We start from the raw sequence: 13,491 nt of genomic DNA, 5'->3' as shown, positions 1-13,491 counted from the left end.
AAACCGTGCCCACGTGCGTGCTCCCGCCCACGCTAGGCGCCGAGCCGTCCCGCCCGCCACGGGGTCGTCGCCGGTTGTGGATAACATCGCCGGCGGGCCCGAACCACGGCCAATTCCGACAACCTCCTGCGACTCCGGTAATCTGAACCCCGGACACTTGACCGCCGGGCACATCTACGCCCGCGGGCAGCCACCTCACAGGGAGACACCTTGACTGCAGACCTCGTCGTTGTCGGATCCGGATTCTTCGGTCTAACCATCGCAGAGAGGGCGGCCACCGAGCTCGGCCTCAACGTGACGGTGATCGACCGTCGCGACCACATCGGTGGCAACGCGTACAGCGAGACCGAGGCGCAGACCGGGATCGAGGTGCACCGCTACGGCGCGCACCTGTTCCACACCTCTAACGAGAAGGTCTGGGACTACGTCAACAGGTTCACCACCTTCACCAACTACGTGCACCGGGTCTACGGAGTGCACAAGGGCGAGGTCTTCCCGCTGCCGATCAACCTCGGCACGATCAACCAGTTCTTCCGTGCGAACTACACGCCGGCGGAGGCCCGCGCGCTCATTGCGGACCAGGCGGGCGAGCTCGCAGGGACGGATCCGCAGAACCTCAATGACAAGGGCATCCAGCTCATCGGCCGGCCCCTGTACGAGGCCTTCATCAAGCACTACACGGGCAAGCAGTGGCAGACCGATCCCAAGGACCTGCCCGCGGGGATCATCTCCCGCCTTCCGGTGCGCTACACGTACGACAACCGGTACTTCAACGACACGTACGAAGGCCTCCCGACACAGGGTTACACGGCGTGGATCGAGCGGATGGCGGACCACCCGAACATCACCGTCACGCTCTCCACGGACTTCTTCGACGAGTCGCAGCCGATTAGCAAAGGCAACACGGTCGGCAACGTCCCGGTGATCTACACGGGCGCCGTTGACAAGTACTTCGACTACGCCGAGGGTGACCTCTCGTGGCGCACGATCGATTTCGAGAAGGAAGTCCTGAACACCGGTGACTTCCAGGGCACGTCCGTTGTGAACTACAACGACGCCGAGGTCCCGTACACGCGCATCATCGAGCCGCGCCACTTCCACCCCGAGCGCAATTATCAGACGGACAAGACCATCATCATGCGCGAGTTCTCGCGCTTCGCGGAGAAGGGCGATGAGCCCTACTACCCGGTCAACACTGAGGCCGACCGCGCCAAGCTGCTCGCCTACCGCGACCTCGCGAAGGCCGAGGACAATGTCCTGTTCGGCGGCCGCCTCGGAACCTACAAGTACCTTGACATGCACATGGCCATCGGCTCCGCGCTGTCGATGTACGAGAACAAGATCAAGCCGCACTTCGAAGGCGGCGAGAAGCTAGAGAGCGGGGGCGTGGACGCGTGACAAACGACGCCAGTTGGTCCCTCCTGCAGAGGGTCATCCTTCCGTTTGAGACGCAGACCGACGTGGTTCCGCTCTACGCCGACGCAGGTACAGCCCAAGGCGTGCGTCTCGTCGAGGACGACGGCATGTACCGCCGTCCTAAAGCAAAGAACGAGAAGCTCAACCTCGTTGCTTCGAGTGCTGCTGAGGCACACTATGAGGATTTTCTGTCCCGTGAATCGATGACGGTTCGTCCGGGTCAGCATGTTTCGTTTGGCACCTACTTCAATGCTTTTCCGGCAAGCTACTGGCGCCGTTGGACGACTGTACGCGACGTCCGTCTCGTGGTTCGGACGCGAGGACGCGGTTCCGTCGTCGTCTACAAGTCCAACGCCCGCGGGGCGATCCAGCGAGTCCACGGCGAGTTGGTCGAGGGGAAGTCGACGACGTCGGTCGAGCTCACGCTCAAGCCCTTTGGCGACGGTGGCTGGTATTGGTTCGATCTCAACGCGAGCAGTGACGGCCTTGAGCTTGTCGAGGCGCGCTGGGAGGGAGCGGTCGACGGCGCGCGCGCGGCTCGGCGCGCCAGCTCGGTCACTCTCCAGATCACGACGATGAACAAGCCGCAGTACTGCATCGACAACCTGCGCGTTCTCGCCGGTAGTCTCGAGCGGCTCGATTCTGTGAAGCAGATCCTCATCGTGGACCAGGGGACGCAGAAGATACAGGACCACGCCGACTTCCCTGAGCTTGAGGCGGCCCTGGACGGCAGGCTTCGCATTATCAACCAGGCGAACCTCGGCGGGTCCGGCGGGTTCGCTCGTGGGATGTTCGAGGCGGTCGAGAATGGCCACGACTACGCACTGCTATTGGACGACGACGTGGTGATCGAGCCCGAAAGCATTGCGCGCCTCGTGACGTTCGCAGATCTTTGCCGGAAGCCGACCCTCGTGGGTGGCCACATGTTCGACCTCTACAGCCGCACCGTGCTCCATACGTTCGGTGAGGTGGTGGACCTGTACAGGGTGCAGCCCGCCCTCCCACACGACGACATGGACCTCGGACATGACTTTGCCCGATCCAACCTCCGCCAGACCCCGTGGCTCCACCGGCGCACGGACGTGGACTACAACGGATGGTGGATGTGCCTCATCCCCACCACGGTCATCCGGGAAATTGGGCTCTCGATGCCCGTCTTCATCAAGTGGGACGATTCGGAGTACGGCCTGCGTGCACGGAAGGCTGGCTACAGCACTGTGAGCCTGCCAGGGGCCGCGGTGTGGCACGTCTCGTGGGTTGACAAGGACGACCTCGTGGGTTGGCAGGCGTACTTCCACGAGCGGAACCGCACGATCACGGCACTCCTGCACAGCGACCACCCGAAGAGCGGCCGTGTTCTGCGGGAGTCGGTGCAGAACGACGTCAAGCACCTGATCTCGATGCAGTACTTCACCCAGCAGGGCCGCATTCATGCTCTTCAGGACCTGTTCAAGGGCCCCGAAGCCCTGCATGAGGACCTCGCCACGAAGCTGCCCGAGATCAATGCGCTTCGAGCCGAGTTCCCGGATGCTCAGGTCAAGGAGGACGTCGACGACTTCCCGGCACCGGCGGCTGGCATGGCGCTGACCGGTCCGGCCGTCGCCCCCACCAAGAAGCAGCTCATTCCCTGGGCTGTCAAGACGGTAGGACGGCAACTGCTTAAGGCGCCCGCGGACGATGCCGCCGTGCGGCCTCAGGGCTTCCTCGCTCACCGCGACAACAAGTGGTGGAGGCTCGCTGGCTATGACAGTGTGGTGGTTTCCAACGCCGAGGGAACGGGTGCCTCGTGGTACCGGCGTAGGCCCGACCTGCTCCGCTCGATGCTCGCAACCTCGGGCCGGCTTCACAGCCGGATGTACCGCGAATGGGAGGTGCTGGCCGACCGCTATCGCGCAGGCATGCCTCAGGCAACCTCATTCGAGGCGTGGCGCGCCACTTTCGAGCGGCACACTGTTTCGGACTCTCATCAGAACCGCTCGGAGGGGCACGCCCCCGTGGAGGCCGGAGCACCGCAATGACCGAGATGTCCGTTGAGCAGCCCGAGGAGGGGCTTTCCCACCCGGGGCGCGGTCGAGGTCTGCGGGATGTCTACGCCAACAGGTTCCTGCTCAAGCTCTTGGTGCGCAAGGAGATCAAGGTCCGCTACCGCGGATCGGCGTTGGGCATCCTGTGGTCCTATATGAAGCCGGGACTGCAGTTCATTGTCTTCTACGTGGCGCTCGGGCTGTTCCTCAACGTTCAGGGTTCCACCCCGAACTATCCGATCTACCTGTTCGCGGGCATCGTGCTCGTCAACTTCTTCACTGAGGCCCTCGGCAACGCGACCCGTTCTATCGTGGGCAACCGCGATCTTATCCGCAAGATCTACCTGCCGCGCGAGCTGTTCCCGGTGGCGAGCGTGTGGGTTTCTGCCGTCCACTTCCTGCCGCAGGTGGTCATCCTGTTGGCTGTCTGCCTGTTCTTCGGTTGGGTTCCCACGGTCTGGTCGGTGTTGGCGCTCGTCGGCGCGTTCGCGATGGTTGCGGTCCTCGCTGTGGGTCTCGGTCTCCTGTTCGGTGCCGTCAACGTCTACTTCCGTGACTCTGAGAACCTTGTTGACCTGCTCATCATGATGGTCACGTGGGCCTCACCGGTCCTATACCTGTGGAGCCAGGTGCAGCATGTCCTCGGGCCCTGGTTCAATGTCTACCAGCTGAACCCGATGACAGTGGGGGTCGAAATCTTTCATTGGGCCTTCTGGCGCCCAACCCTCGACGGCGATCAGCTGTCCGCCTCAGCCGCCGCCGAGGTACCGGGGCTGTTCGCGCTCTGGCTTCCGCTCACCGCGGCCGTCACGGTCTTGGTCCTCTTCATCGGACAGGCGACGTTCGCTCGCTTGTCCACTCGGTTCGCGCAGGAGCTGTGAATGGCTGAGCACGCAGTGACGACGAAGACGGCGATCACGGTCGAGGACGTCCGCAAGGAATTCGTCCTCCGGCACACCCGATCGCTCAAAGAGGCACTCATGTGGGTTGTGCGCGGCCGGCGCGGAGACATCTCCAAGAAGTTCGATGCGCTCAAGAGTGTATCTTTTCAAGTCGAGGAGGGGGAGACTGTAGCGCTCGTGGGGCTCAACGGCTCCGGGAAGTCGACGCTTCTCAAGCTTATCTCCGGCGTCCTCCAGCCTGACTCCGGGTCGGTGCGCACTCGTGGTCGCGTGGCCGGACTCATCGAGGTAGGGGCGGGCTTCCATCACGACCTGAGCGGCCGCGACAACGTCTACCTCAACGGTGCCATCCTCGGTATGAGCGAGCAGCAGATCGATGAGAAGTTCGACTCTATAGCCGAGTTCTCTGAGATCGGGGAGTTCATCGACACCGAGGTCAAGTTCTACTCGTCCGGTATGTATCTGCGCCTCGCGTTCAGTATCGCTGTGCACACCGACCCGGAGGTCTTCCTCATTGATGAGATCCTCGCAGTCGGCGACGAGCCGTTCCAGAGGAAGTGCATTGCGAAAATCAAGGAACTCGCCCGCGCGGGCAAGACGCTCTTTGTGGTGAGCCACGACCTCGATCTCGTTTCAACCATCTGCGAGCGCGGCATACTGCTCGAGCACGGACGGGTCGTCATGGACGGCGAAGTCCACAATGTAGTGTCCGAGCTGCGGCGGCGCAGCAGCAGTGCGGAACACTAACGTGGGCCGACGATCGGGCAGCCCGGTTGCCTCGGGCGATCACCTAGCTCAAGTAGGACAACACCCCGCCGCGATTCCCCTGATTGCCACATTGATTTCCCTTGCCCTGCTCATCCCTGGCTTCTGGCGTCCAAGCCTGTGGACCGACGAGGCGGCGACAGCGAGTGCCGTTCGTCGAGAATGGCCGGAGCTGTTTTTCATGCTGGGCAAGGTTGACCTCGTTCACGGCTTCTACTACGTGCTGGTGAAGAGCTGGACGGACGTCGCAGGGGTCAACGAGATCACGCTTCGGCTGCCCAGCGTTGTGGGGGGCGCGGGGGCGATAGCGCTGGTCGTCATACTCGTGAGGCGGTGGGCGGGCCCCCGAGCGGGATTGACGGCGGGTTTGATACTTGCACTACTTCCAAGATTCGAGTTCGCCGCAACCGACGCCCGCTCCTATGCAATGACTATCACCGCGGTCCTCGCTGCGTTGTATTATGTCGACCTGCTGCGGGAAACGCTTCGCAGGAGTTACGCATTCGTGTTCGGGATTGCCTCGACAGTGGCAGTCGCGCTTTCTTTCTACTGTGTACTGCTCGTCGTGGCCGTGTTGGCCGTCGTACCCCTTGACCAGCGACTGCGCAGGCGCTGGCGAACCCTCGTTTTAGCAGCAGCGCCATCGATGATCGTTGCCGCTTGGATCGCTGTGCTGGCCTCCGGACAGAAGTTCCAGATCGCTTGGATTCCGCCCATTGATGGCAACGTCGCCCTCGAAGTGCTCTTTGCACAATGGTTCGGTGACGCGACAATGTGGACTGGCCAGGGCCTCATCCCGCAGCCATCGTGGGCCGAGATGCCAGCGATGTTCGTGATGGCCTTCGTGATCCTGCCGCTCGCCGCGGTGGCCATCGTGACGCGATCGAATACCTACCCCGTTAGGCTCGCGATCGCGTGCATCCTCGCGCCCATTGTCTTGCTGTTGATCGCTTCGGCGTTGCTCGGCGGTTCTTACTACTTGCCCAGATATGTCACGTTCACCGCGCCCGCCATTGTTGTCCTAGCCGTCTTTGGCATTCAGGAGTTGGGGCGGAGAGGCCGTGGCGCACGGCGTCTCGTCGCCGCCATCGCGGTGCTTGGGCTGGTCATCCCTGGATTAGCATCTCTGGCCGGCCAGCGATCCCAGTATGGTCGAGCGCCAGACGACGATTTCAGGTTCGTTGCCGATATCATGCAGCAGTACTCGCGCCCGGGCGAGGCGTTCGCCGTCGAGGCTGGCGAAGACTTGTTCATCGCAGCCTATCCCGTGCCCTTTAGAGGACGTCTGGACATTACTCGAGGAATCAGCGCGGAGGAATGGGGTCTCATCTTCAATCAAAGGTTCCCATTGGAGAGCCGATTGGATGCAGTCATGAAACAATCTGTGATCTGGAGCATCCATCCAGTCTCCAAGCCGGAGGAAGAGAATATCCTGCGGTCGCGGGGATGGGTCGAGGCAGCTCGGTGGACCGGGACGGGTCACGAGATTGTAAGGTTCGTCAGATCATGATCGCCGGCTCTCGAAAGCGGCTGAGCGACCTGGGCGAATCGTTAACGTTGATATTGGACGAGAGTCGTTTGAAGGAGAGGGCGTTATGCCGGAGGAAGTAACTGGCAGAGCGGGCAGGCTGAGGAGGAGAAGCTTCCTCGTCGGGGCGGCTGCGCTCCCGTTCCTCCTTACGGGTTGCCTCGACAAGTCTTCTGCGCTTCAGGCCAGCCCCGCTGAGAGTGGTGCCTTTCCAGTTGAGATTCCGCACGTATTCGGAATGACGCGCATCAGTTCAGCGCCAAAGCGCGTCGCGGTGCTCGGCTCCTCCAGCGCCGATGTGTGCGCGGGTCTCGGAATCCTGCCAGTGGGGTATTCGCTCGCCCCAGAGCGTGGGCAGGGGACCGCACCTTGGCTAACTGACGCGGTAGGCAAGATGAACGCTATTCTGCCCCCGGCCTACGTTGAGGATCAAGGACTTCCAACGACTGAGCTGACTGCCGCGCGTCCGGACCTTATTTTGGCAGTTAATGCCAAGTTCACGCGGGATGAGTACCACAAGCTCAGCGGGATTGCACCGACCGTTGCCTGGCCCGCGCGGCCAGCGGACACCGATTGGCGCACGCTCACGCGCGTGGTCGGAAAGTCTCTTGGTCGGGCACAGGCGGCAGAGGACCTGGTGAATCGGGTCGATTCCGAAATCGTGGCGGCTGCGGGCGCCTATACGGGTCTCCAAGGATCCTCGGTGCTGTGCATCGGTGCGCGATCGGCGCCAGGGTCAGGATTTGAGGTCTACCTGGAAGATTCGAATCCAATGCGAGTGTTGAAGGACTTTGGTCTGAAGCCTGCTGATTCATTGGTGAACATTGTCGCACAGGGGAAACCGGCAGACCCTGGCTTCGGGCCTAAGGTCGTTCTGTGGGATTCGGCCAGGGCCGCAGAACTGCGTGCAGATATTGTCGTGGTGGCCGTGCAGCCGGGGGAGCGGTTGGACATTCTCAACAACGGCGTGCTTGGCTCTATCCCAGCAGCCCGTCGTGAATCGATCGTGGTTATCGGCGCTGACACGGACATGTACGCGCTGACCGCAGCGTCACCGGCGTCTGTTGAGTGGACGCTTAAGACCCTCCTTCCGGAGCTCGCACGAAGTGCTTACCGTGCGAAGGGTGGCAAGTGATGTCCGTGAGCGGTAGATATTTTCGGTCTCCGAACACCTCATCGGGCACGAAGCCCTCCGCTTCGGTCAAGGAATTGCGAAAAGACATTCAGGGGCTACGCGCAATTGCTGTCGGCCTGGTAGTGCTAAATCATCTCTGGCCGGGGCGGGTGACCGGTGGGTATGTCGGTGTCGATGTATTCTTCGTCATTTCTGGTTACCTTATCACCAACCACCTTCTCTCCGAACTCAATCGCCGCGGCTCGATTAACTTCGGACGGTTCTACGCGAGGCGTGCACGGAGGCTGCTCCCCGCCGCGCTCCTTGTCTCGCTCGTCTCCCTCGGTCTGGCGTTCGCTTTCCTTCCCTTCGACAGATGGTCGTCGATCGGCTCCGAGACGATTGGGGCGGCGTTCTACTTTGAAAACTGGCTGCTTGCGGTCAAATCGGTCAACTATTCAGCGCACAACCAGATGGCGTCCACCGTGCAGCACTATTGGTCGTTATCGGTGGAAGAGCAGTTCTATATTGTCTGGCCATTCCTTCTCCTCGGACTTTTCTGGCTTTCAACGAGGTTCCGCCTCAAGGCCGGTCGAGTGCTTCTGGCTGGAATGATTTTAATCGGCCTCGGGTCGCTCATATTTTGCATCGCCTACACAGCAGTTGATCCCAGTCCCGCCTACTTTGTCACGCAGGGGAGGGTGTGGGAATTCGCCACGGGCGCAGTCATCGGAATTGTGAGCGTCGCGGTGAGTTCTCATGCTGTCTTTGAAGACCGTTCAAAGCTGTTGCGGGGTGTGCTCCAGGCGGTCGGTCTGCTTCTTATTCTGCTGCCGGCTGCGACGTACAATGATCATACGCCGTTTCCAGGCACGTTTGCCCTCGTTCCGGTCATCGGCACGGCGGTGATTATCGCCGTCGGGCCCGGTCGGCCCACGTGGTCTCCGTTGCGAATATTTGAAATCCGGCCGATCCAGTATCTCGGTGACGTCTCGTATTCACTGTACCTTTGGCACTGGCCCCTGATCATATTGGCTCCGGCGGTCATGGGGCGAGAACTCTCGAATACTACCCGTGTCGCTGTGGCGCTTGCCGCGTTCTTGTTGGCAGCTCTCTCGAAGCATTTCATCGAAGATCCTTGTCGAAAGGTAGTCTTCGCCAACTGGCCTGTAAGGCGGGTGCTGTGGGGTACGCTCGTGGGGGCCGCTGCAGTCGGCCTGATGTCGCTCTCAGTAATCGCCGGTGCCAGCACGGCCCAGAAGGCCGAGGCGGACAGGGCGGCGGCGATAGCGTCGGAGACGTGCTTCGGCGCGGGCAGCTTGATACATCCGAGCGAATGCCGCGTACCCTTTGGCTCGCCCCGCGTGGTCAACGTCGGTGATAATGAAGCCCCGTGGTTCGATAGCCCCGAGTGTAAAGGCGACCCGGATCCGCTCATGGCCGCTGATCAGAAGGTTCTGACGCGGTGTGATTTCACTGGCGGAAGGGCACCCACAGGACGCGCTTGGCTCGTCGGAGATTCACACGCAGAGCAGTGGAAAGTGGCAGTACACGAGCTCGCGCGCAAGGAAGGATGGCTTCTTTCGGAGAGTCTCGTGGGTGGGTGTCCGATCGTGGACGCCAAGCGCGTAGGTTTCATGGGAATGCCGTCCAACAGTCCGATCGTTCAGTCGAAATGCCTCGGGTGGAGCTCAGCCCTGACGGAACGTATCTCAGCGGAAAAGCCTAACGTGATTTTCGTTTCAGGTTTTGGAGCTGGCGAACAGATTGACGACGGCACGGGCAGGTTGCAGCTTGATCAGTATGCGAGCGCCGTTCAACGTAGATTTAGCCAATGGGTTAATGGCGGCGCGAAAGTTGTTGTGCTGCGGGACACGCCCCTAACGCTTGACCGTTCGACTCCCGAGTGCATTTCCCTGAACTCCTCCGAGCCGCTGAAGTGCGCAAACCTCAAGGCGGATGCGCTCGTGGAGGACCCGATTGCCGCTGGCGCCAAGTCCATGGACCAGGGCCGTGTCCAGGTGATCGACCTCTCGAACTACTTCTGCCCAGACGACAATTGCTATGCGGTCATCGGTGGGGTACACGTCTTCTTCGACAAGGACCACGTGACTCGAACCTACGTGAAGACCCTCATACCGGAATTGATCTCCCGGTACGAGTCCCTCCCGCTGAGCTGAGAGGCCTGCGCATCAGACCTGAGTTTGGTCACTTAGTCGCGTTCCGGCGGAGGACCGGCTCTTGACCTGCCGTAACGCTGTCGTGGGGGCGGATCTGAGGCACTAATTGGGCTCTTCGTCGATCCGGTGGGGTTCGGGGTGTGACGATCGCGGCGTGGTGAGCAGGGTGTAGGAGTCGAGATCCCCGCCCCGACTTGCACAGGTGAATCGGGTTCTGGAGTGTTTCCGCAGGTCAGGGTGGGGTAGGGTGCAGGATTGGGGCATTGGCCGGTAGCCTTCTGGGGCGTCTCCGTACATCCGGAAGGTGAAGACGGGCTCGGGGGCGACTGTGGTGCAGATCGTGGAGAAGCGCTCCGGGGTCCGGCGTATCCTCGAGCATCTGGGCTCCGCACGGCGAGGCCGATCTGGCCGCGCTGATGTGGGCTGCCCAGGACCGGCTGAACGCGGGTCAGCAGGCCTTCGATCTTGGCCTGGCCGCCGCGGACCCCGGAGCTGCGCCGTCGCTCGGCTCCGCGGTGGTGGCCGGGACTCGGTGCGAGGTCCTGTGGGAGGCCCTCTCCGATACCCACTCGAGGCTCGGCATCGATGCCATCGCCGATGAGGCATTCAGGTCGATGGTGCTGACCAGGATCGTCGAGCCGGCCTCGAAGCTGGCCACGATCGTCATTCTTGAGGATCTCGGGTTCCCGGCCACGCACAGCAACACCCTGTCCGCGGCGCTGAAGCGGTGCCAGGCCCTGGACTACCGCGACGCCGTAAGGGGCTCTTCGCGGTTCCGCGGGAATGGTCCTGCTGGATGAGTGTCACGCTGCTGTCTGGGCGGCGCTCCTGAGCAGGATACGCGACCGGTAGTTCTCCGGGTTGCGGAAGCCTCGGCCGGTGCGCTTGATGTTCTTGATCGCGGTGTTGTTCGCCTCGACCTTGGCGGTCGTGGCCCCGGTGGTGATCAGGACTTCGATCTCGTTCCACCACCGCTTCACGGTCCGCAGCAACCGCTTGCTCTCGGGTGTCGGTGCTGCCTCGACGAGGCCTTCGAGGATCCGGAGGTGGTCGCACGCCTCCTCGAGAGACCCCGAGACCAGGAGGGTGCGGAGCTGTTCCTTGGCCTCCCACGACGCGCGGAGCTGGCCGCTGGGGTCGTCGGAGTCGAAGACCATTCGCAGGCGGGCACGGGCCCGCTCGGAGAGAGTCTCGGCGGCGCGCAGGAGCAGGCGCCGGTTCGCCCAACCGAGATCGACGGCCCGCCCGCGGCGTCCCCTGATCTCTTGGCTCAGCCGCTGCCTGGCGTCGGTCACCGCGTTGTTCGCCAGCTGGACGAGGTGGAATGCGTCGACCGAGACCGCGGTGCGGGGCAGCCACATCCGCAGCGCCTTGCGGACCGCTGCCGAGGGATCGATCGCCACGACCTCGACCCCGAGCCGCCAGGGAAGGGGCCGGGCGAACAGCCAGTCCCCGACTCCGGCGCTGTCCCGGCCGTCCACGATGCCCAGGACCCGGCCGGTGTCCAGATCCACGATCGTGGTCATCCACGGCTCAATCCGCACCCACGGGGAGCCCTCGGTCTCGCGGAACCAGCGCACGGAGCGGTAGCGGTGCTCGTCGATCCCGAGCCGCTTCGGCGCGAGCATGTCCACATCCGGCAGCGTCGCCGCGGCCATGGCCAGCGCTGACTGCACGAGCCACCACGAGACGCTGTGGGGCCGGGCGGCCTCGAGTGCGGCGCGGCCGGAGAGGGGCACCGCGTCCACGAGGGCATGCAGGAGCCGGCGCGTGGACCTGGCCCGCCTGGGCACCTCATCGGTGGTCTCGGTGAATGACCCGCGCGGCCAGGCCTGCTCGTCGCAGAACCAGCGCCGCTTGCGCCACAGCACCACGGCGGCACCGGCCACGGGGACGTCGCGCAGCCGCTGCAGGCGCCGGTCCTTCACACGGGCCGAGACGACCCCACACACCGGGCAGCCCGGCACCCCGGTGGACTCCACAGTGATCCGGCGGACGCCCAGTGCGGTGACGGCAGTGGAGAGGACGCGGTATTCGGGCAGGTTGAAGATCACGGTGGCAGCACAGGGCTGCCCCGACGTAGGCTCGATCAAGGCTCGATCAAGGCTCGATCAAGGCTCGATCAAGGCTCGATCAAGGCTCGATCAAGGCTCGATCAAGGCTCGTAGATCCTGTTCCGGAAGAATGACTAGACACCACCATCCAACAGGGCCACGAGCCCCTTCACGTCCTACGGCACGAGCCCGATTCCCGACGAAACGCGAAGAGCCCCGTAAGGAGCACCGCGTCGATCCGCAGGTCCAGGTCGGGCTGCTGGTGGACCCGGGCGGGTTCCCGCTGGAGGTGCACTCCTTCGACGGGCGCAAGGCCGAGACCACCACGCTCGTGCCTGTGCTCAAGGCGTTCCAGGAGCGCCACGGGGTCAGACATGGTCGTGGTGGCCGACGCCGGGATGCTCTCTGCGGGCAACCTGAACGCGCTCGAGGATGCCGGGTTCTCCTTCATCGTAGGCTCCCGCCTGGCCAAGGCCCCCTACGACCTCGCCGATCACTTCGAAGCCCACTGGGACTGGTTCGCGGAGGGCCAGATCCTCGAATCCAAAAGGACTATGGGCACCGGCAAGGATGCCCGGGAACACCGGATCGTCGACCAGTACTCCTTCAAGCGGGCCAAGCGCGGCCGGCGCACCATCAACCTCATGATCGAGAAGGCCGAACGCATCAGGTCGGTATAGACGCTTCTATGCCAATGTCGGCGTAGGAGCGTCGTGACGTCATAGAGCACCAGGGACACGTCCCCGGCCGCGGTGGCGTGCTGGAAGCACCACCCGGCGATCCGGTCCCGGTACTTTGCTGCCTCGGCCCTGACGAGGGTGCGCTTCATGGCCGAGTAGCTGGCCGGGTCTCGGCTCAGATCACGCAGGACCCGGCCCGCGTCCAGCAGCGAGGTCGGCTCCACGACCCGCGCGATGACCAGGTCGCGGAAGACCTCGTCGCCTAGGGCGTCGAACCCCAGCACCGTGAATACCCCGGCCAGCGCATCTAACAGGACCGGCGGGTCGGTGCCGACCACCCGTGCGGGGCTGGCGCGGCCCTGCGGCGGTGCAGGGACGGCAGGAGTGGACACGCGCTGATCGCCGGTTGCGGGGACCAGTTCCTTCACGGTCGGCGTCGGCTCGACGCAGAGGTCCAGCACGCCTTGCGCCGGGTCCTGGAGCAGCTCACGGGCGCGCTCGAGCAGCACTCCGAGCTCAGCCTCGGTATGCGCCGAACCGACATGTTCCAGAATCCGCCGACGACCGGCAACGTACTCCGTGACCTGCACCGCAGTCGCCCCGGAAGCCGTCCGGACCCGCCTGATGAACGCCACAACGCGACACTAGAGCAACCTTTTTAGTGCGTGAAATACACCCCGGCCGCGGACATCGCCGCAGGTCAGAAGGCAACCAACTCACCGAGCCGCCACCCCGTGAACCAAGTCAGGTCGACCCCGACACCCCACTCACCTGGCCGAAGCCCTCAATGCACGGCACCCCACTCAAGCGGCGAAGAGCTGCATTGGT

The 13,491-nt window shown here is 63.1% G+C and carries 8 protein-coding genes and 3 pseudogenes; 9 read left to right on the top strand and 2 right to left on the bottom strand.

Annotated elements, in window-relative coordinates; translation table 11 throughout:
- Positions 1–210: 210 nt before the first annotated feature.
- The 8 genes and pseudogenes from glf to AB5L97_RS12190 form a co-directional block, all read left to right on the top strand.
- Positions 211–1,398, top strand: a complete 1,188-nt coding sequence (glf, locus tag AB5L97_RS12225) for a UDP-galactopyranose mutase (RefSeq protein WP_307957867.1) — start codon at positions 211–213, stop codon at positions 1,396–1,398.
- On the top strand, positions 1,395–3,434 hold the full coding sequence (locus tag AB5L97_RS12220; protein WP_369044873.1) for a glycosyltransferase: 2,040 nt from the start codon (positions 1,395–1,397) through the stop codon (positions 3,432–3,434). The genes glf and AB5L97_RS12220 overlap by 4 nt, the downstream gene beginning before the upstream one ends.
- Before the next feature lie 5 nt (positions 3,435–3,439).
- A complete protein-coding gene (locus AB5L97_RS12215) occupies positions 3,440–4,321 on the top strand; it encodes an ABC transporter permease (RefSeq protein WP_369047428.1) in 882 nt (293 codons plus the stop codon).
- Positions 4,322–5,089, top strand: coding sequence for an ABC transporter ATP-binding protein (locus AB5L97_RS12210; protein WP_369044872.1), 768 nt, complete (start codon positions 4,322–4,324; stop codon positions 5,087–5,089). It begins immediately after the preceding gene.
- Between the two features lie 91 nt (positions 5,090–5,180).
- Complete coding sequence (locus tag AB5L97_RS12205; RefSeq protein WP_369044871.1) at positions 5,181–6,617, top strand: glycosyltransferase family 39 protein; 1,437 nt, start codon at positions 5,181–5,183, stop codon at positions 6,615–6,617.
- An 85-nt stretch (positions 6,618–6,702) separates the two neighbouring features.
- Positions 6,703–7,770, top strand: coding sequence for an ABC transporter substrate-binding protein (locus AB5L97_RS12200; protein ID WP_369044870.1), 1,068 nt, complete (start codon positions 6,703–6,705; stop codon positions 7,768–7,770).
- Positions 7,770–9,929, top strand: coding sequence for an acyltransferase family protein (locus tag AB5L97_RS12195; protein WP_369047427.1), 2,160 nt, complete (start codon positions 7,770–7,772; stop codon positions 9,927–9,929). The genes AB5L97_RS12200 and AB5L97_RS12195 overlap by 1 nt, the downstream gene beginning before the upstream one ends.
- A 295-nt stretch (positions 9,930–10,224) precedes the next feature.
- Positions 10,225–10,687 (top strand): annotated as a pseudogene (locus AB5L97_RS12190) (IS1634 family transposase); the annotation flags it as partial.
- A 45-nt stretch (positions 10,688–10,732) separates the two neighbouring features.
- Here the strand turns inward: AB5L97_RS12190 and AB5L97_RS12185 are convergent.
- Positions 10,733–12,022 carry an ISL3 family transposase gene (locus AB5L97_RS12185; RefSeq protein WP_423246788.1) on the bottom strand — a complete coding sequence of 430 codons (1,290 nt, stop codon included), beginning with the start codon at positions 12,020–12,022 and terminating at the stop codon, positions 10,733–10,735.
- A 181-nt stretch (positions 12,023–12,203) separates the two neighbouring features.
- On the opposite strand from AB5L97_RS12185, the pseudogene AB5L97_RS19745 reads away from it, so the two are divergent.
- Positions 12,204–12,651 (top strand): annotated as a pseudogene (locus AB5L97_RS19745) (IS1634 family transposase); the annotation flags it as partial.
- A 38-nt stretch (positions 12,652–12,689) separates the two neighbouring features.
- Here the strand turns inward: AB5L97_RS19745 and AB5L97_RS12175 are convergent.
- Positions 12,690–13,298, bottom strand: a pseudogene (locus AB5L97_RS12175) (IS1634 family transposase); the annotation flags it as partial.
- Positions 13,299–13,491 lie beyond the last annotated feature (193 nt).

Source organism: Sinomonas sp. P10A9 (assembly GCF_041022165.1).
In the GTDB taxonomy this organism is placed as follows: domain Bacteria; phylum Actinomycetota; class Actinomycetes; order Actinomycetales; family Micrococcaceae; genus Sinomonas; species Sinomonas puerhi.
The sequence above is the reverse complement of the archived record's forward strand: the minus strand, read 5'-3'. Positions and strand labels throughout refer to the sequence as shown.

Excerpts from the sequence above, each read along its gene's own strand:
- AB5L97_RS12195 (WP_369047427.1), top strand. The coding sequence starts at position 7,770 with ATGTCCGTGAGCGGTAGATATTTTCGGTCTCCGAACACCTCATCGGGC.
- AB5L97_RS12215 (WP_369047428.1), top strand. The coding sequence starts at position 3,440 with ATGTCCGTTGAGCAGCCCGAGGAGGGGCTTTCCCACCCGGGGCGCGGT.
- AB5L97_RS12200 (WP_369044870.1), top strand. The coding sequence starts at position 6,703 with ATGCCGGAGGAAGTAACTGGCAGAGCGGGCAGGCTGAGGAGGAGAAGC.
- AB5L97_RS12210 (WP_369044872.1), top strand. The coding sequence starts at position 4,322 with ATGGCTGAGCACGCAGTGACGACGAAGACGGCGATCACGGTCGAGGAC.